Here is a 20,067-nt window from a genome sequence, read left to right as displayed (position 1 = left end):
TAATGCGAGCAGTTATATAAGCTGTTTATATTAAATAAATACGTCAAATCAACATATAACTATAAATGTATAATGAAAAAGGAAACAGTAATGGCTTTATTACGTAATTCCTCATCGGTGATCCTTAAGAACGTCGCCAAATTGATAAATGAGAAGTTACCCGCCAAACGTCAACACTTGGTCGAAGAATTTGCCTCTCGCTTGTTTGAAAACATAGCGCCAGACGATTTAGATAGACGAATTGACGTAGATTTATATGGCGCATCTCTTAGTTTATTTAATGCTTTTAATGAAGCATTTGAAGACAAACCTATTATTCGAGTTTTTAATCCTGAACTTGGTGATAACGGTTGGCAGTCAGAACATACCATAGTGCAAATTGTGGTTAACGATCTGCCGTTTCTTGTCGACTCTGTGCGTATGGCGTTAAACCGTCTGTCAATTACACCTCATTTGTTATTACATACACCAGTTAAAGTGAACCGTGATAAAAACGGTGAAATATCTGAATTTATTGACTTAAAAGCAGGCACAAGTACGCATCACCAAACTGTATTTTTAATTGAAATTGATCACCAAAGTGATCAGAAACAATTAAACAGTTTAGTGAAAGAATTGGCGTCAGTACTTGGTGATGTCAGCATCGCCGTGCAAGACTGGATACCTATTCAGGATAAATTGGCTCAGTGCATTGCTGAGGTCAAAAAATCAAAAGTTGCTAATAAAGACAACGTAAAAACCACGTTAAGTTTCTTAGATTGGATTGCCAATCATAACTTTACATTAATGGGATATCGCGAATATTCGGTATCTGCAGTTAAAGGTGACACGTTAGTTAAAGGCAAAGATGAAACCTCATTAGGCTTGATGAAAAAGAGACCAAGCACAGATAGATTGTTATCTGAATTGTCTCAAGCTGGCCGAACTGAAGCATTGTCTAGCAACCTTTTAGTATTGACTAAAACAAACGCACAATCTCGTGTCCATCGCCCAGCTTATTTAGATTACATTGGCATTAAAAAGTTAGATGCGGAAGGTAACGTTGTTGGCGAGTATCGATTTGTTGGTCTTTATGCGGCGAGTTTTTATAACTCAAGCGTAAAAGATATACCGCTGTTAAATGAAAAAATAAATCGTATAACTGAAAATAGCTCGTTTGCAAAAGAAACGCATGGTTACAAAGCGTTATTAAATGTTCTAGAAACTTATCCAAGAGACGAATTAATTCAAGCCTCTGATGAGCATTTAAAAGAAGTCGCCATGGGCGTATTGCAAATGCAAGAACGCGATATGACCAAGCTCTTCGTTCGTAAAGATACTTATGGTCGTTTCTATTCTTGTATGGTGTTTGTTCGTCGTGAGCGTTACAACACTAAATTACGTAAAGACACACAAGAAGTATTACGCGAAGCGATAGGCAGTGATAGTGAAGTTGAATTCACTACTTACTTTTCTGAGTCACCTTTAGCTAGAACGCACTATATTGTTCATGCTAACAATCAGGATGTAGAAATTAACGTGAAAGAAATTGAAAGTAATTTGATAGAAGCGGCCAAAACATGGGACGACAGATTAGCAACTGCGTTAACTAAAACATTTGGTGGCGCTAAAGGTAAAGAGCTCGCAGCTCGTTACAACCGCTCATTCCCTAGAAGCTATAAAGAAGCGGTATTACCATCAACGGCTACGGTTGATGTCACCTATTTAGAAAAATTGTCCGATGACAACAAGTTAGAAATGCTGTTTTATCGTTCACAAGAAGCGGTTGAGAAAAACGCCGTTCGTTTAAGTTTATTCCATAAAGATGAACCGATTCATTTATCTGACGTATTGCCGATTTTAGAAAACTTTGGACTACGCGTTATTGGTGAAACCCCTTATGCTGTAGACACTGAAACGGGTGAGCATTGGATCATGGATTTCACCATGACATTAACCAATGGTGATAACTCAGACTTTGAGAAAACTCAGAAGTTGTTCCAACAAGCTTTCGCAGCTGTGTGGGATAACAAATTAGAGAATGACGGATTTAACCGTTTGATCTTAGGCGCTAAGTTAAGTGGCCGCCAAGCGTCGATTATCCGTGCGTATGCTAAATATATGCGTCAAATTGGTGTGACTTTCTCACAAAGTTATATCGAATCTACTTTCGACCGCTATCCTGAAATTGCAGGGAAATTAGTTACTTTATTTACCCATAAATTTAAGCCGAATAAAGATAGCGTTAAAAAGTACGATAAGACCAAAGAAGAATTATTTGCTGAATTAGACAATGTTGGCAACTTAGATGATGACCGTATCATTCGTTTATACGTTACTTTAATGGACGCCACGTTACGTACTAACTTTTACCAACCGGCAAAAGATGGGACAGACAAACCATACATCTCATTTAAATTGTTACCTTCATTAATTCCAGAAGTACCTTTACCTAAACCTAAATTTGAAATTTTTGTGTACAGCCCTCGTATCGAAGGTGTGCATTTACGTGGTGGTAAAGTGGCTCGTGGTGGATTACGTTGGTCTGACCGTATGGAAGACTTCCGTACTGAAGTACTTGGACTGGTTAAAGCACAGCAAGTTAAGAATACAGTAATTGTCCCTAACGGTTCTAAAGGTGGTTTTGTTTGTAAGCAAATGCCAACTGATGGCGGACGTGATGCATTTTTCACTGAAGGGCAAGAATGTTACAAAATCTTTATCCGTGGCCTATTAGATTTAACTGACAACATAGTACATGGTGATGTTGTTCCACCGAAAGATGTGGTTCGCCACGATGAAGATGATACTTATTTAGTTGTTGCTGCCGATAAAGGCACAGCAACATTCTCAGATATCGCTAATGCTATTTCAGAAGAATATAACTTCTGGTTAGGTGATGCATTTGCATCAGGCGGCAGTGTTGGTTACGACCATAAGAAAATGGGCATTACCGCACGCGGTGCATGGGAATCGGTTAAGCGTCATTTCCGTGAAATGGGCGTTAACTGTCAAACTACAGACTTCACTTGTGTTGCCGTTGGTGACATGGCTGGTGATGTATTTGGTAACGGTATGTTGTTATCTGAACACATTCGTTTGCAAGGTGCGTTTAACCACATGCACATCTTTATAGACCCAACGCCTGACTCAGCAACATCATTTCCAGAGCGTCGCCGATTATTCGATATGCCACGTTCTTCTTGGGAAGATTATGACGCTAAGCTAATTTCAAAAGGCGGCGGTATTTTCTTACGCAGCGCTAAATCAATTAGTTTAACGCCAGAAATGAAAAAAATGTTGGGCACTAAAAAAGCCAGCATGACGCCAAATGAATTAATCCGTGGGTTATTAACCATGGAAGTTGATTTGTTCTGGAATGGCGGTATTGGTACATATATTAAAGCTAAATCGGAAAGTGACGCACAAGTTGGTGACCGTGGCACGGACTTAGTTCGTGTTAATGGTGGCGAGCTAAAAGCCAAAGTATTTGGTGAAGGTGGTAACTTAGGTGCGACACAATTAGGTCGTATTGAATACGCACTAAGTGGTGGCCGTATTAATACTGACTTTGTTGATAACGTAGGTGGTGTTGATTGTTCGGATAACGAAGTTAACATTAAAATATTGTTAAATCAGTTAGTGACGGAAGGTGAATTAACCAAAAAACACCGTGACCAATTATTGTATGACATGACTGACGATGTATCTGAAATTGTATTAAAAGATTGTTACCGTCAAACTCATACTATCTCGGTTACTGAGCTTAAAGGCGCAAGTCTGCTAAAAGAACAAACTCGCTTTATTCATGCTCTTGAGAAAAGTGGTAAGCTAGACCGTGAAATTGAATTTTTACCGTCGGATGAAGACATTGCTGAACGCCAATTATCTGGTCAAGGCTTTACTCGTCCAGAATTAGCTGTATTAGTGGCGTATGGCAAAATGGTGTTAAAAGAACAATTTGCTACCGATGAAATTGATCAAAATCCATATTATTTAAACATGTTAATTGAGGCTTTCCCGCCGAAATTACAGCAAGAATATAAAGAACAGATCCAAAAACATCCATTACGTAAAGAGATCATCGCGACTAAGTTAGCCAACGAAGTTGTTAATGACATGGGCTTAAACTTTGTTGAGCGTATGAAAGAAGAAACCGGTGCTCCGGTAGAAGAAATTCTCACTTGTTACATGATGGCTCGTGATGTTTATAACTTGCCAAAATACTGGGCTCAAATTGAAGCGCTAGATAATAAGATCCCAGCACAATTGCAAACAGAAATGTTGCATCAAGTTCGCCGTACGGTTCGTCGTACAGCTCGTTGGTTCTTAAGACATAGAAATAAAGCGATAGGCTTAGAAGATACTATTGGTTTCTACAAAGCGACATTTGATAGATTAAGTACTAAGTTACCTGAGTACTTAATCGAGGCTGAGTCAACGGTATTAAAAGATGCTGAAAACGAATTTGTGCAAGAGGGCGCTCCGCAAGAAGTCGCTGCTTATGTCGCACAATTAAGCTCTATCTTCTCAGCAATGGATATCGCTGATGTTGCACAAAGCATGGATAAAGACGTTGATTTAGTGACTAAACTTTACTTTAGATTAGGCGCTAAACTTGGTTTACATTGGTTCTTAGAACAGATCACTAATCAACCTGTTGGTAACCATTGGCAAGCACTCGCTCGTGCAAGTTATCGTGAAGAGTTAGATTGGCAGCAACGTGCGTTAACATCTGCAGTACTGAACTTTAATAAAGGCAGTAATGACGACGAAGTAATGTTTGATAACTGGATGGCTGAATTCAACGGAATCATTGGTCGTTGGGAACAAATGTTAGCTGAGTTTAAAACCTCGGATAGTCATGAATTTGCTAAGTTCTCAGTGGCATTACGTGAACTTATGCTGCTAAGTTACCATTGTGATTCATCTCTATAACGTTTAACGTGAAAGAGACAAGAAATAGACAAGAAATAGACGGTTAATTAACTAACAATTTATCGTCTAACTCTATAAAATACGCCTCATGAATTTATTTGTTGGGCGTTTTTTTATGCGTCCGATTTATCAGTGCTTTTATAAGTGCTTTTATCTGCACCTTTATCAGTAGTTTTATTAATACAATCCAAACGGGGTTCCGACATGTTATTTGAATTAGCAAAAAAGTTTATGTTCACACAAGATGCTGAGTGGGCACATGAATTTGCGTTAAAAAACTTTAAACGATTTGCTAATACACCACTTAGCTTTGTTTGGAAACAAACAATACAAGACAAGCCGGTAGAAGTACTCGGAATGACTTTTCCTAATCCTGTGGGCTTAGCAGCGGGTTTAGATAAAAACGGTGATTGCATTGATGCATTTGGTCAAATGGGATTTGGCTTTGTCGAAATCGGCACTGTAACACCAGTAGGCCAGGCCGGCAATCCAAAACCTCGCATATTTAGACTACCAGAGCAAAACGCCATAATTAACCGCATGGGCTTTAATAACCATGGTGTAGATAATTTAATTGAGAATGTTAAACGCGCAAATTTCAAAGGTATTTTGGGGATCAATATTGGTAAAAATAAAGATACGCCAAATGAAACAGGTCATGAAGATTATGTGATCTGTATGCAAAAGGTATATCAATATGCCGATTATATTACGGTAAATATCTCTTCACCAAATACCCCAGGATTAAGAGATTTACAATTTGGTGACTCATTAAACGTTTTGTTATCTGCGGTAAAACAACAACAAACGTTATTAGCTAAAGAACATGATAAATACGTCCCTGTGCTAGTTAAAATTGCACCAGATATGGACGAAGTTGCCATTGAACAAGTTGTAGATTGCATAGTATCTGAGGGAATGGACGGTATTATTGCGACCAATACCACGTTATCACGTGATGCGGTACAAGGCTTAAAACACGCTGAAGAAGCCGGTGGTTTAAGTGGTAACCCAGTAAAAGACATGAGCACACAAGTTATAACTAAAATTCGTTCCATTAATAAAGAAATACCTATCATAGGTGTGGGGGGTATTAATGACGCTCAAAGCGCGAAAGAGAAATTAGCCGCAGGTGCAAATTTAGTTCAGGTTTATACCAACTTTATTTACCAGGGACCTAAGCTAATAAAAAATATCGTTAATAATTTATAGTAAACTCAGTGACAGCACTATCAGTGAAACCACTAACTAAATTCCAAGTTTAGTTAGTGGTTGCGATTATGGCTGGTTTTGCATGCAAAACTCAGTTACATTAATTGCGAAAAATTTTTCTATTATTAGGTGGTTAGCGTTGCAGAATAATCTGGTGAATTGGTATTGGCAAGTCGATGTAAACTCAGATGAATTTATTTTGAATCTATCAAATGATATTCAATTCCCTACGCTATTTTCTCGCCAACAACTTTTGACTACATCTCAAAAACATATCCCCTTCACCACAGAAGATGCGGTTGTTTATAGTCGCTTTCGTGAGTTATTAGCATTAACTAAATTAAACCCACAAGCCCAATTTTCTATCGCCGTTAACGCCACTGCCGTGCATAACTATCTCGGTGCTTATGCGACAAAAAGTTGGCTCTTCGAGACCATTGGCAACCCAGGTTTTTATTTTGAAAGTGGCGATATAGTAGAAACTGAATCTAAGTCTATTGGCTATTATTTGGTTATTGACACCGATGAGCTAACATCAACTATTATGCTTTTATCCGAACAACAACAAATTGATACCAACCGAGTCTTTAATCAAGGTCAGGTAATTAGAGTCCATAATGACCGTTTAGAGAAAAAGTCTAATATAGAGTCTTTAGCTTTATAGATAAAAACACTTATAAAAAACCTTTATGTATTGAGTACAGTTATGAGCAGAGCCATATGAGTAGAGTTGTAATATTAGTTGCCGACGGTTTAGGTATCGGCAGTAGCGCAGATGCAGAGCAATTTGGCGATGTTGGTGCGAATACTTTTTTTCATATTTATCAGTTTATGAAACAGCTTTCTATACAAGAGCGTTCTATAAAAGGTGAAGCACCAGAACTACATTTGCCTAATCTAGCTAAACTCGGTTTATTAAAAGCGTGTGAACAAGCCAACAATGTAGACATTGACTTACCCTGCAATACTCCTCCAATTTCTGCATACGGTTACATGCAGGAAATATCCACAGGTAAAGATACACCTAGCGGTCATTGGGAAATGGCCGGCGTTCCTGTGTTATTTGACTGGGGATATTTCAAAGATAAAACCAATAGTTTCCCTACAGAATTTATTACCGAATTAACCGCAAGAACAGGAGTAACTGGAATTCTAGGAAATTGTCATGCACCAGGCACTGACATCTTAGTTAAACACGGTGAGCAACACATTCAGAATCAACAACCAATTTGCTACACCTCAGTAGACAGTGTATTGCAAGTTGCGGCTCATGAAGAACATTTTGGTTTACAACGTTTATATGACTTTTGCGAAGTCGCTCGCGAGTTATTAGACAAATATAATATTGGTCGAGTAATCGCACGTCCATTCTTAGGCGAACAAGCCGCTGAATTCAAACGTACGGGCAACCGTCGAGATTTTTCGGTATTACCACCTAGTGAAACTATGTTAGACAAACTCGTCACACAAGGCGGTACAGTGACTAGTATTGGCAAGATAGCAGATATATACGCTCATCAAGGCATTACCAAAAGTATTAAAGCGACAGGACTTGAACAGTTAATAGATAAAACCATTGAGCAGTTGACGGATACCACACAGTCAACAGAGCAACATATTATCTTTACTAACTTAGTTAATTTTGACCAAGACTTTGGTCACAGACGCGATATTAAAGGTTATGCGCAAGCATTAGAATATTTTGATACGCGTTTGACTGACGTACTAGCGGCATTAAATGATGACGATATTTTGTTTATAACGGCCGATCACGGCTGCGATCCAAGTTGGAAGGGCACAGATCACACAAGAGAATACGTGCCGATTTTAGTGTATCAGCATAATATGCAAGCGGTTAACTTAGGTAAGCGGGATACTTTTGCCGATATGGGGCAAACCATTTGTGAGATATTCCAATTAGATAAAATGGAATACGGTACATCGTTCTTAAATCAGTTAAAAAGTTAACTTACGCCAACATTAAGTTGTAAGTGTTACAACTTGTTAAGCCTTATAGGGCAGGTAGGGATTATAAAGCTAATTCCAATTGGTAATCGTCCATCTGATAACCGCCACCTATATCCACACATATCTCTTTGACTTTGTTAAAGCCTATATTGTAATAGGCATTAATAGAACCGTGATTGTGTTTATTTACGGTTAAATAGACTTTATTTTTATGATTATCTCTGGCCGATTGAATAATGAAGTCAGTGGCTAATTTACCAAAACCTTGTCCACGTTGAGAACTTAAAATATACAGCTTACTTAAAAACAAGTCGTTTTCTTGTAACTGGAAGCCGCAATAACCAACCGCTTTATCATCGTTGATTATTAGATAAAAGTGATAGTTTTGCTGTGAGATTTGTTTACTAATTTCTGACTTGGAATGGAAGTGAGTCAACATATACTCAACTTGCTCCGTACCAATAATTGGCGTGTAATGTTCAGTCCAAATCAGGTGAGCTAGTTCAACAACTTGATTAATATCATCTTGGCTTGTAACCGGCTTGAACATAATAACTATCCTTTAATCTCTTAAATCACGGCTATCAGTTAAAGCGCTGGCAAATGATAATAAGTGGCCAATACATTAGCGGCAGCTGCTAGTTTAAGCTGAAAAGTACTTTCTACTTTTGAGCCGTCTTTCATCGCTTCACTTAACTCGTCGTTAGAAAACATGACCATGCAGCTAAAGTGTTGTTTGCTCATATCGTGGTTATATACAGCGGTTAATCCTGGTAAATTAATTGGGATCCAATTGTCTGCCGTATCGAGTTGTAAGTCCATAAACTGGCTTTCTGGCAATATGGTAAAGTCTATATTCACAACCAAAGTTTCATCACCGTACCAATTGGCACCTAGCGCTTTAAAGTTTAACCAAGCTTCTAATTTGCTGATCAAAAACGCTGAGCTTTTATCATTAGCTTCAAATAAGCCTTTGATATTTAATGTGATAGGTAAGTCGGTTTCCATAACATTCCTAGTTTTGGTTGTGATTTTAAACTTTTCCTAATGACGATACTTTCTAATTTGAATTAAAATACCCATTTTAGGATGATCTAAATAATGTAAATCGCCAGAGTAAGATTTTCTTGTTTGTTTAAAGTTATAATTTTTTAAATAATTAATTGTGACAAAATCTTCAGGGTTTTCAGCTTCAAGTTCAGCATAAGAATCCACATCTGATTGCTGTGAGCTTAAACCGTCATCCAGTTCATTTGTTCTGCCTTTATCTTTCGTTACCTGAGCTAAGAACTTAATTGGGTCTATTTTCATTTGGCTCAGTTCTCTAAAGTTAAACTGACCATCAATATATAAATAATGATCTAAATGTACTTTAATAAAACCGTCAACTTGCCAAGTTTCAGCAGGCATTTCACGTTGTTTTGGATAGATTAATGTTCTGTTTTTAAAATCAACCACAGCACCAGATTGTAACTTTCTCATAAAGCTCTGAACGCTATTTTTGTATCTAAATGGTGAGTCTAAATCAATTTCATCATCTAAATTACGTTGACTTTCTAACTCCAATTCACTAGGCAACAGTGGTGGTAATTTTTCTGAACCATCATATTTAAATTTATCGGTATAGTTTTTACCTGCAATGATATAAACAGGTCGAGCATCACGTTTAGATAAACCAGGCTGACGCCAACCAATATGCAGCATAGGTTCGGTAGTCGGGTTGCTTTCTAGTTTGTTAAATTGAGCTGTGAGTTTTAAATCTTTTTTACCAATAACATACACATTATGAAAGTCATCATAACCGCCTGTGGTAATTGTTTTTGGTACTTCATAATAAGGAACATGAGTGTAATTGTTTCTACCAACACGAGGTAGATCATTGACTAAATCCCAGTAACCCACAAGAGATTCATTTGGCATCAAACACAATTCATTGGTGAACTGCCATTTTTCGTTGATCAATCTCTGGTACGCCATCATCTGATTATAAAATTGAGACGGAGATAAAAATTTACTGAGTTTTACATCGGCAAGCGGGTTTTTATCCTGATGGCACTCAGGCAAACCGGTTAAATAGTAAGAAAGGTCAGGTTGCAGTAATTCACGAACAAGATCCCACTGGCGAACATCGACTAACGATTTTACATTTTGAGAAAACTGCTCACGTAATTTAACGTTATCGGTGCGTTTGAAAACAATCATTTCAACTTCAAACCAACGGCCATCGCGGGACTTTATCCCTTCGACTAATTTTGCCGTTGGAACGCGTCCAGCTTCAACTTTTAAGGCTAATACATCGGCTGAAAATGAGCTCGCCAATACCAATACAGACATTAATGCTAATAATTTCATATTTACGTTAAACGCTTCAATCTTAAACAGACTCAAGTTTACTTCCTTTAATCTAATAATGGGTTAATACCGTGTTACTTTTTTAATCTGTGCTCAAAATCATTCAGCATCGAATTTATCAGTTTTATTCTATCCTCGGTATCTTTATTTTCTAATATAAACTTAAGCTTGTTCCCGCCATCGAGTTTATAAACACTTGGATGTTGTTGAATTAAACTAATAATAAATACTGGGTCGACTTTGGTACTGTCACCAAACTCTATGCTGCCACCACGTGGGCCGCCTTCGATTTTAGTAATACCTAATGCCTGGGCTCTTTGTCTAAACTCACCAACGGTAAATAGATTTTTAGCCGCATCCGGTAGTAAACCAAAGCGGTCAATCAGCTCTACTTTAATTTCATTCAGTTCATCAACGTTAGTACAAGTTGCAATACGTTTGTATAGACTCAAGCGAATGTTCACTTCATGGATATAACTATCTGGTAATAACGCAGGTATGCGTAATTCAACTTCCGTTTGTTTTGAGGTTAGGGCATCTAGTGTGAGCTCTTTGCCTTGTTTTAACGCTTCAACCGCTTGTTCTAACATTTCCATGTACAAGGTAAAACCTATGGTATGGATTTGTCCGGTTTGATCATCACCTAATAATTCACCAGCACCACGAATTTCTAAGTCGTGTGTGGCAAGTGCAAAACCTGCCCCTAAATCTTCAAGAGACTCAATGGCTTCCAAACGCTTCATCGCATCTTTAGTAATTGATTTTGGCGGTGGTGTTAATAAATAAGCATAAGCTTGATGATGCGAACGTCCCACACGGCCACGTAATTGATGCAGTTGTGCTAAACCTAAACGGTCGGCTCGTTCCATAATAATGGTATTTGCTGTCGGTACGTCGATACCGGTTTCAATAATCGTGGTACATATTAATACATTGTATCTTTGATGATAAAAGTCGCTCATGATGCGTTCCAAGTCACGTTCACGCATTTGACCGTGGGCAACCACTACTCTTACATCTGGCATTAAGGCTTCAATTTCTTTGGCGCGCTGCTCAATGGTTTCTACATTGTTATGTAAAAAGTAAACCTGACCACCACGATTGGTTTCCCGCATGATGGCTTCTTTAATTAGCTCAGGCTGGTATGTACGCACAAAGGTTTTAACCGCAAGACGTTTTGCCGGCGGAGTAGCAATAATAGATAAGTCACGCATGCCACTCATGGCCATGTTTAACGTTCTTGGAATTGGCGTAGCCGTTAGCGTTAATATGTCCACATCGGCACGGAGTTTCTTAATCGCTTCTTTTTGTTTGACACCAAACCTGTGTTCTTCATCAATGATCAATAAACCTAAGTCTTTAAACTTAATGCTGTCTTGAATTAATTTATGCGTGCCAACCACTATGTCTACCTGACCATTTTCTAATTGCTGTAGAATTTCAGTTTGTTGTTTGGCTGATTTAAACCGAGATAACACTTCAACTTTTACTGGCCAGTCGGCAAATCGGTCAGAGAAATTTTCATAATGTTGTTGTGCAAGCAAAGTGGTTGGTACTAATACTGCAACCTGTTTACCGTCGTTAACCGCAACATAAGCGGCACGCATTGCAACCTCGGTTTTACCAAAGCCAACATCACCACAGACCAATCTGTCCATGGCATTTTTTGATTTCATGTCGTTAATAACCGAGTTAATTGCACTTTGTTGATCGTCGGTTTCTTCAAACGGGAAAGTCGCAGAGAATTGACGATAACCGTCACGATCCAAATTGTATGCATAACCAGGTTTAGCTGCACGTTGAGCGTAAATATCCAATAACTCAGCAGCTACATCTTTTATTTTTTCAGCGGCTTTTTTACGAGCACGTTCCCACGCATCTGAGCCTAATTTATTCAGTGGGGCACTTTCTGTGTCGCCACCAGAGTAACGGCTTAATAAATGTAAATTGCCAACAGGCACATATAGTTTGGCTTCATTGGCATATTCAATGGTGACAAACTCGCTTGCCATACCGCCGGCATCTATGGTTTGTAAACCAAGGTAACGACCAACACCGTGGTCAATATGAACAATGGCTTGGTCTATTTTTAATTCGGCTAAGTTACGAACTAATGCGTCGGTGGAAATGTTTTTAGTGCGCTTGTTTTTACGGCGCTGACTGACTCTGCCACCAAGTAATTCGGTTTCTGTAATAAAGGTGACAGGCACAGAATTATTATCGACTAACGCCAGCATTCTAAAGCTGTGCTCAAGGGAAGTGATCACTATACCTATGTCAGAATTTGACAAGATAAAGTCACTAATACTGCTGTGTTGAGTTGGTTTTAATTGCGCTTGTTTTAACAGTTCTAACAAGGTTTCGCGTCGCCCAGCAGACTCAACGTTAAATATTACCCGGCCTTGTTGTTCTTTTTGTTCCAACACATAAGCGATGATCTTGTTAAATGGCGATTTGAGTTGGCTATCAATTGCGATGTCTGGCAACGCTTCGGTATTGGCATTAAACTTACCAGCACCTTTCGTTAATACCCCTTTTTCTAATTTAATTGACGGCCAATTATTAAACTGGGCAAACAGTTTATTAATTTCTAAAAACAGCTGACTCGGTGCAAGTAGAGGTCGTAAAGGGTCAATGTTTAAGTTGTCATATCTATTTTCAATATCGGCAAGGAAATGATCTGCCTGCTGCTTAATATCACCAACTTGAATGATTTGACTATTTTCTGGAAAGTAATCAAACAAGGTGGCAACTGAGTCAAAAAACAAAGGTAAGTAATACTCAATCCCCGCAGGGAAACTGCCTTCGGTGACGAGCTTATATAAGCTGTCTTTTTCATTTCTAATGGTAAACGCTTCACGATAGTTATTTCTAAATAACTCAATGCCTTTGGCATCTAAAGGGAATTCGTGAGCTGGTAATAAGTTAATAGACTCGACTTTGTCTTTACTGCGCTGAGACTCAGGATCAAAGTAACGTATGGTATCTATTTCGTCGTCAAAAAAGTCTAAGCGAAAAGGCTGGTCGCTGCCCATTGGGAATAAATCTAAAATGGAGCCTCTAACCGAAAACTCACCATGTTCAATAACCTGCTCAACATGACGATAACCGTTTTGTTCTAACTGTAAGGTTAACGCCGAAATATTATTAGTATCGCCAGCGGCAAAGACAAAACTATTACCCTGAATATATTTGGTTGGACTTAAAAAATGCATCAAGGTGCTAATTGGCACAATAACGATGCCTTTGGTCATTTTAGGCAGCTGATAAAGAGTTAATAAGCGCTGTGAAATAATATCTTGATGCGGAGAAAACGTGTCGTACGGTAATATTTCCCAGTCAGGGAAGGTAAATAATTTAAAGTCGTCAGGTACCAAAGAAACAATTTCAGCTTCAAGCCTGTGGGCTGCTGGCGTACTTTCAGTAATAACTATCGTTACGCGGTCTGAATATAAGGCACTTTCTGCAATCGCTAGCGCTTTACTGCTTCCCGTCAATCGTCCCCAGGATATCTTGTCAGACTTAGCTGAACTCGTGGCCTTTGGGATTGGCAAATTGGTAAGTTTTGTTAACGGCAAAGACGCTGTTGAAGCCTTATTAGACACTGATTATTCCACTGAAACGACAATATTGCCGCTAGTGTAACGTGAATGGAGTTATAAAAAAAGAATCAGCCCGGAGTGATGTTTTTTATTTGGGTGTTTTATTTGTTGGGGCCATGAAAGGTGGGGGGATTTATTTATATTTTTACTATGACATTTTACTTAACTGAACTCCTTTAATTATATTGCTGTTACATCGTATTTAAATTAACTCTAAGGTTTCGCCTCTCGGCAAGTTACCTTTTTGCAACAGCCCAAAAACGTAACCCAAAAAGGCCGCTCCTAACCAATATTCTTATCCTCAATAAAATTAAGTTTTATCCTCAAAAACGGGATGTACATTCGTCCCTGAACACCATCCCTTATTCGACGTCCTGTCTCATATTTTGGAAAACTTATTTTATTTCGGGAATATTTAGATGGAGACTCAAAAGCAAAAGCAAAAGCAAAACGAACCTGACGGTTCGTGAGTAGTTAATTGACTTGTATGTCTGCTCAAATTAAAGTGAATGTTCATTTTATTTTTATAACACAATGAATCTGCCAGTTATTTTAAGCCTCTAAATTAAGTTTTATGTGGGTAGGAGGGTATGTGAAAATATTGCAATTCTTAACTTTGATATGTGTCATGTTCTCATATGATGCTTTAAGCTGTTCTTGTCGATTAAAGTCTGTTGAAGAGTCATTTGGGGATGCTAAAGCAGTTTTACTTATTGAGGTACAGTCTTTGAAAGTAGTTACAATTACAGATAAAAGTCGGAAGGATGAGTATCTCAAAGTACTTGAAGCAACATTTAACACAATTGAGACATTTAAAGAGTCGGCTATCCCTGTAGAATCTTTAAGAACCTATAGTAATTGCGGTCTAGATTTATACCCGACGCAAAGGTATTTAGTCTATGTCCCCAAAGAAAGTAGCGTTGAGAACTATGTCTCACATTGCCATGGGTCATTTAAGTATCGACCACAATTAGAATTCGCTGAATCGAAATTGAAATTGGTTCGAGAATACGCAAAAAAAGAATAAAAGAAAAGAATCAACGGGGTCAGATCATTTTGATTCCGCGCTACGTCGACAAGATAAAGTAAATGGCAAATGTATTGCCTTGTTCACAACATAAAAAAGTTAAGAAATAGTTTACATTAACTCAATGATGGAGCTTTTATACGCACATCAATCCGTACTTCATTATTGATCTTCTGTTGAGCTAATTTCTTAGCTCGCCACTCGCAGCTCGCAAACTCGAAATTTTCCTAATCACTCTTTGTCACAAACAGACTTGTTTAGATGACTAAACTACATCGTTTTTATCTCAATTGAGAATAATTTATCTCTCTACATTGCAGAATATAAAAGTCAAAGCATTCAATTACTAAAATCTAAATAAACAGGATGTCTGATGCGGTAAATGCATACAGGAAAGATCTGGAAACAGTGGTAAATATCTGTTATCAATAGAAAAAGTAAATAAAGAGTAACTTCTTTTTAGAATTATCAGAAGACTATTCAACAAGATTGCCTTCTGATATAACCGTTGTTTTAAAAGGGTCTAAATGAAAACGTTAACATTGCTGGTTGCAGCACTTATTAGCTTTGATGCTTTATCAAAGGAGCCAGCTGCAATTATAGATTACGCTTTAGTGGAAAAACTTGCCCCCTACGAAGAATTAAAAGGCTCGCTGGATATTGGTGGTGGTGTTTCTTTGCCTTATAAATTTAGTATTACCTCTCGTGGTGATGGTGGTATTAATATTGGTGGACTTTATATTCACACGTACGACTCACATAATGATGGAACTATTTTTCAAGATCACTTACTTAAACATCAGTTTGTAGATGTAAATAGAGATGGGTATTTAGATTTAATCGTTTCTGGAGTTGGGTTATTTAAAGGCGTAACTGAGTGGGATGCCATAAGAAAACGGACTTTAGTGTCTATATTTATTTACGACATAGTCGGTAACAAATATATAAACACAGTGTTAGATGAAGCGGTTTGGGCTATCGAACCACAAGATAAATTATATTAATTAAATTGGTATAACCTTCACTTACGCTGCTTGCTTACGCTATAAAAATAGCAACAAAAAAGCCGATTAACGTTAATAACATTAAATCGGCTTGAGTCTTATTCAGGTAATGGCTCTACAGAATTTTTAGAAGTTTTTACGCACACCAAAAACATAGCTAACTTCAGAGTCATCTTGGTCGCTGTTATTACCATACGGAGTTGTGTCGGTAATAAAGTCAGCGGCTACATAAATATCAATGCCGTAAAACTCTGGGAAGTCACGACCTAACTCTACACGTGCGTCAAGCGCGCTGTCGTCTGAGTCATCTTGAGTTGCGTAACCTACATGAGCATCTAGGTATAAACGATTGGTTAAAAACTTCTCATAAACGATTTCAGCGTATAAGGTTTTATTTTTAATACCACGATATAAAGCAATGTCTAAACTATGAGTAAGAGACGTACCTATTTTAAATTCAGTCTCATCGCTTCTCGAGTCAATCAAATAGTTATATGTGATCACTTCTAGGTCAATGTTAAAACCGTCAAATTTACTGTTGTAACCAAAGCTCACATCCATTTGCACAGGAATGCCTTCAGCATTGTCTGGTGCATCAATATTGATAAAAGATATTTTACCGTAGCCATTTCCAGTGGTTTTTTTTGTTTGGGCGTAAGCGGCAAAACCGTGATCCGTTTGAGTAATACCACGGAATAAATAATCGCTCATAAAGCCAATTTGATCTGTACTTTTTGCTTGAACGCCTGCAGCAGTAAAAATTAATAAAGAAGTTGCGATAATTTTTTTCATCATAGTTTTCATATCCATTTAAAGTATTAAATACATCATTTTATTTATTGCGGCAGACTAAACGTCAGCTGCTTAGTTGTCAATTAGTGGATATCCTAGTTTGCTTTTGTATTGGCTATTTAAGATGGTCATCTGTGTCATCTTTAATCCCAATAGATTCTAAAACTTCAAATATAAAGCTATCGAGAAAAACGAGCAATAACGAAGTATAGATCTACAAAGTTAGCGGGTTTTAATCTAGAGTAGTGTCTCTGTTATGTATTAGGTTTTAATTAAATGTATATTTTTAAAAAGGCATTGTTTATGAAGTTATTTATTCTTGTTTTAGTTCTAACCTTAAGTGCTTGTAGTAGCACGCAAGTAACTAAACCAACTGAGCCTTTGGCTGATACTGTTAACCTAGAATTAGAAACAAAAGAGTCTGCGGAAAAAGCACCTGAAGTTCCAGAATCTCAAAAGGTCTATTACTTTCAGCATAGGTTATTACCGGAATTAACTTATGACAGTGTTAGTGGAGATTTACTATTTGCTGACTTGATGCAAAGGGACTTGGCCAAACTTCAAAGTATTGCTGCTGAAATAATATCAGCGGACTATGCAACTGGAATGGCGAGTAAATATTATCCTGAACATGATGCCGCACTGATTACTTTTCCAACACCTAAGTCACTTACAAATTGCTTTTTTGTCTTAATTAAAAAGGGTGATAAGGGTTACCATTTTTATACTTACGAAAAAACATTAAGTTTTAGTGAAGATGATCCGGTTAAAGGCGTTGTTGGACTGTGGTCTGAAGATGGTACTCATGGCAATTTAGGTGGCAGAACTTATTCTACGGCAGATGAATTTGTTAGTGATTTGATGAAAGAATAACTAGCTAATATCAAACAAATTTCAAATAAGTAAATACTAATAGTGAAATGGGACTGGTTCATTAATTAAAAGCCGATTAGTACAAACTAATGGGCTTTTAATTAGATAGCACTTAACTAGATAGCTCTTAACTATTTGAAACGAACACTGGAAACGAAAACTAGAAACGATCACTTATTTGAGCGGTTCTTAGTTTTGTTCAACAGTAACTTAGATTGTTGATGCAGCGACGCTCTTACTACCACTTCTCGGTCTTCATCACGGATGCGGTGGAAAACGACTTTATAAATGTATGGAGTGGCCGGTGTTTTATTCTCTTGTGCTTTACCGTCTAATTCGTCTTGGCTTGGAGTAACGGTTTGTATTTCTACAATCTTACCTAAGCAGAAAACAGCCGCCGCTTCTTCATTAAAAAATAACTTACATTGTATCCAATTATCTAACGTGAATTCTTGTTCAGATTGGAATACAAAACCGCCACCGCCATAAGAGTGTGCGTTAAATTTGATATCGTCTTCATCCTGGCTTTGTAATACGTAGCTCATCATTAAGTCTATTTTACGACTTTGGGCTTTTAAGTATTCTGCTAAAGGTTCTATAGCGTCGCCAAGTTGTCGTAACGGGCGCAACATGCTTTGTTCTAAACCTTGCATTTCCGAGGCGATTTTATATGCCGCTGGGATCATGGCGTCAAATTTATCCATGTCTGGAATTGTGTTCCAAGTACCGCCATCTTTGATGTTAACTGGAATTTGATGTTCTAGTTGGAAGTACTCTTCAAACAGCTCTAGGTCTTGGTCAGTCATTGTTTTACTCTACGTTATATTCTAGCAAGTTAGCGATTGGTATTAACTTGTACTTTAGCAATGAAAACCATATTATCGAAGCTTAATAATTATTTAATATAGTAATTACATAAAATATTTATCTGCTTAGGCAAAATCAACCTAACTAAATTCAAGTTTTAATCAACTAAATAGAATCTACATGAACCTCCCAATTAGTTTACAAATCGGCTTACGTTATTCAAAAGCAGCCAAAGATGGCAAATTCATTAGCTTTATTTCCTTTTTCTCCATGGCGGGCATTGCGTTAGGTGTGCTGGCCTTAATTCTTGTTATGTCAGTGATGGATGGCTTTGAAGGTATTTTGAAAGAGCGTATTTTAGGTGCCGTTCCGCACGTGATCATACAAGCGAAGAATGACTCATCAAATAAAACATCCATCCCAAAATCAGAAAAAGACGCGGCGTTAAAGGTTAAACAGTTTAATGCGGTGACTAAAAATGCGCCGTTTAATGCGCAAATTATTCAAGTACTTCCTTTGGTGCAGTCGGTTGCTATTATGCAGCTACCGTCAGATTTAAAAGGCGTAATGGCGCAAGGTATTAGCGGTGACGATTCTATCCCTTTAGGTGTGACCAATCATTTAGTGCAAGGTAGTTGGTCTGAGTTTTTGGACTTTAAATACGGTGTCGTCGTCGGTCAATATTTAGCAATGGAATATGGTCTGGGGATTGGCGATAAAGTTAGATTAATGATCAGCGGAACTAGCCATTACACGCCAATAGGGCGCATGCCATCCCAACGTACGTTTACTATTGTGGGAATGTTTCAAACTGAAAGTGAAATTGACGAACAACTTGTTTTTGTTCGCTCACAAGACTTAAACCGACTAATGAAAAAACCACCAAATGATAATGCAGGTATAAGGTTAGTGTTAAATGATGCGTTTTTAGCGAACGATGTAGCGCAAAAGTTGGCAGAGTATTATCCAGCAGAAAATTACAAAATAGAAAATTGGCACGACACTCACGGTAAGTTATTTGATGCAGTGAAAATGGAAAAAACCATGATGTGGTTTATGTTGAGCTTAATTATTTGTGTGGCTGCATTTAATATAGTGTCGGCTCTGGTGATGATGGTCACCAAAAAACAGAACGAAGTTGCGATATTAAAAACCTTAGGCATGACACAAAATACCATATCAAATATATTTATTGTTCAAGGTGCGTATAACGGAATTTTAGGTGCATTGTTTGGCGGCGGTTTAGGTGCGTTTTTAACCTTAAATTTGAATGGTTTTATGAATGCCACAGGACTTAACTTTTTGGGTGTTGCCGGTGTAGGTTTGCCAATTGACTTTAGTTGGATGAAGTTATTTTACATTGTGAGTTTGGCAATTGTACTTGCGTTATTAGCCAGTATTTATCCAGCGAAAAAAGCATCTCAGTTAATGCCTGCAGATGTATTACGTTATGAGTAATACAAAATAGCGAATGTAATAGGTCACTAAATTAGTAACACCACAATTACAATGA

General features: G+C 37.7%; 14 protein-coding genes. 8 read left to right on the top strand and 6 right to left on the bottom strand.

What is annotated here, in order from left to right:
• The first annotated feature begins 90 nt into the window (after positions 1-90).
• From BTO11_RS14045 to BTO11_RS14030, 4 genes are all read left to right on the top strand, one after another.
• A complete protein-coding gene (locus tag BTO11_RS14045; protein ID WP_105053181.1) occupies positions 91-4,917 on the top strand; it encodes an NAD-glutamate dehydrogenase in 4,827 nt (1,608 codons plus the stop codon).
• Positions 4,918-5,121: 204 nt separating this feature from the next.
• Entirely contained in the window at positions 5,122-6,129 is a 1,008-nt protein-coding gene (gene pyrD, locus BTO11_RS14040; RefSeq protein ID WP_105053180.1) for a quinone-dependent dihydroorotate dehydrogenase, read from the top strand.
• A gap of 139 nt (positions 6,130-6,268) precedes the next feature.
• Complete coding sequence (locus BTO11_RS14035; protein ID WP_181135918.1) at positions 6,269-6,793, top strand: cell division protein ZapC domain-containing protein; 525 nt, start codon at positions 6,269-6,271, stop codon at positions 6,791-6,793.
• 56 nt (positions 6,794-6,849) lie between these two features.
• The gene (locus BTO11_RS14030; RefSeq protein WP_105053178.1) at positions 6,850-8,097 is read left to right on the top strand and encodes a phosphopentomutase; all 1,248 of its coding nucleotides are present in this window, start codon (positions 6,850-6,852) and stop codon (positions 8,095-8,097) included.
• 61 nt (positions 8,098-8,158) lie between these two features.
• Here the strand turns inward: BTO11_RS14030 and BTO11_RS14025 are convergent, their stop codons facing one another.
• From BTO11_RS14025 to mfd, 4 genes are read right to left on the bottom strand one after another with little or no spacing between them, the layout of a single operon-like run.
• The gene (locus tag BTO11_RS14025; protein ID WP_105053177.1) at positions 8,159-8,647 is read right to left on the bottom strand and encodes a GNAT family N-acetyltransferase; all 489 of its coding nucleotides are present in this window, start codon (positions 8,645-8,647) and stop codon (positions 8,159-8,161) included.
• A gap of 38 nt (positions 8,648-8,685) precedes the next feature.
• Positions 8,686-9,105: a hypothetical protein gene (locus BTO11_RS14020; RefSeq protein ID WP_105053176.1), complete on the bottom strand. Its 420-nt coding sequence runs from the start codon at positions 9,103-9,105 to the stop codon at positions 8,686-8,688.
• A 36-nt stretch (positions 9,106-9,141) separates the two neighbouring features.
• Positions 9,142-10,485, bottom strand: coding sequence for a CsiV family protein (locus tag BTO11_RS14015; RefSeq protein ID WP_105053175.1), 1,344 nt, complete (start codon positions 10,483-10,485; stop codon positions 9,142-9,144).
• Positions 10,486-10,523: 38 nt separating this feature from the next.
• Entirely contained in the window at positions 10,524-14,027 is a 3,504-nt protein-coding gene (gene mfd, locus BTO11_RS14010; protein WP_373295164.1) for a transcription-repair coupling factor, read from the bottom strand.
• Between the two features lie 616 nt (positions 14,028-14,643).
• Here mfd and BTO11_RS14005 point away from each other — a divergent pair.
• Both BTO11_RS14005 and BTO11_RS14000 read left to right on the top strand, forming a co-directional pair.
• Positions 14,644-15,078: a hypothetical protein gene (locus BTO11_RS14005; protein WP_105053174.1), complete on the top strand. Its 435-nt coding sequence runs from the start codon at positions 14,644-14,646 to the stop codon at positions 15,076-15,078.
• Between the two features lie 527 nt (positions 15,079-15,605).
• Positions 15,606-16,082 carry a hypothetical protein gene (locus tag BTO11_RS14000; protein ID WP_105053173.1) on the top strand — a complete coding sequence of 159 codons (477 nt, stop codon included), beginning with the start codon at positions 15,606-15,608 and terminating at the stop codon, positions 16,080-16,082.
• A gap of 126 nt (positions 16,083-16,208) precedes the next feature.
• Here the strand turns inward: BTO11_RS14000 and BTO11_RS13995 are convergent, their stop codons facing one another.
• Complete coding sequence (locus tag BTO11_RS13995; RefSeq protein WP_105053172.1) at positions 16,209-16,877, bottom strand: TorF family putative porin; 669 nt, start codon at positions 16,875-16,877, stop codon at positions 16,209-16,211.
• Between the two features lie 300 nt (positions 16,878-17,177).
• On the opposite strand from BTO11_RS13995, the gene BTO11_RS13990 reads away from it, so the two are divergent.
• Complete coding sequence (locus BTO11_RS13990; RefSeq protein ID WP_105053171.1) at positions 17,178-17,747, top strand: hypothetical protein; 570 nt, start codon at positions 17,178-17,180, stop codon at positions 17,745-17,747.
• Between the two features lie 170 nt (positions 17,748-17,917).
• On the opposite strand, the gene BTO11_RS13985 is transcribed toward BTO11_RS13990, so the two are convergent.
• On the bottom strand, positions 17,918-18,553 hold the full coding sequence (locus BTO11_RS13985) for a PilZ domain-containing protein (RefSeq protein ID WP_105053170.1): 636 nt from the start codon (positions 18,551-18,553) through the stop codon (positions 17,918-17,920).
• Between the two features lie 181 nt (positions 18,554-18,734).
• On the opposite strand from BTO11_RS13985, the gene BTO11_RS13980 reads away from it, so the two are divergent.
• Positions 18,735-20,012, top strand: coding sequence for a lipoprotein-releasing ABC transporter permease subunit (locus BTO11_RS13980; protein WP_105053169.1), 1,278 nt, complete (start codon positions 18,735-18,737; stop codon positions 20,010-20,012).
• Positions 20,013-20,067 lie beyond the last annotated feature (55 nt).

Source organism: Psychrosphaera saromensis (assembly GCF_002954545.1).
GTDB lineage: Bacteria > Pseudomonadota > Gammaproteobacteria > Enterobacterales > Alteromonadaceae > Psychrosphaera > Psychrosphaera saromensis.
This window is presented reverse-complemented; position numbering and strand designations above follow the sequence as displayed.

Excerpts from the sequence above, each read along its gene's own strand:
- BTO11_RS14020 (WP_105053176.1), bottom strand. The coding sequence starts at position 9,105 with ATGGAAACCGACTTACCTATCACATTAAATATCAAAGGCTTATTTGAA.
- BTO11_RS14000 (WP_105053173.1), top strand. The coding sequence starts at position 15,606 with ATGAAAACGTTAACATTGCTGGTTGCAGCACTTATTAGCTTTGATGCT.
- BTO11_RS14045 (WP_105053181.1), top strand. The coding sequence starts at position 91 with ATGGCTTTATTACGTAATTCCTCATCGGTGATCCTTAAGAACGTCGCC.
- BTO11_RS13985 (WP_105053170.1), bottom strand. The coding sequence starts at position 18,553 with ATGACTGACCAAGACCTAGAGCTGTTTGAAGAGTACTTCCAACTAGAA.
- BTO11_RS13995 (WP_105053172.1), bottom strand. The coding sequence starts at position 16,877 with ATGATGAAAAAAATTATCGCAACTTCTTTATTAATTTTTACTGCTGCA.
- BTO11_RS13980 (WP_105053169.1), top strand. The coding sequence starts at position 18,735 with ATGAACCTCCCAATTAGTTTACAAATCGGCTTACGTTATTCAAAAGCA.
- BTO11_RS13990 (WP_105053171.1), top strand. The coding sequence starts at position 17,178 with ATGAAGTTATTTATTCTTGTTTTAGTTCTAACCTTAAGTGCTTGTAGT.
- pyrD (WP_105053180.1), top strand. The coding sequence starts at position 5,122 with ATGTTATTTGAATTAGCAAAAAAGTTTATGTTCACACAAGATGCTGAG.
- BTO11_RS14025 (WP_105053177.1), bottom strand. The coding sequence starts at position 8,647 with ATGTTCAAGCCGGTTACAAGCCAAGATGATATTAATCAAGTTGTTGAA.
- BTO11_RS14030 (WP_105053178.1), top strand. The coding sequence starts at position 6,850 with ATGAGTAGAGTTGTAATATTAGTTGCCGACGGTTTAGGTATCGGCAGT.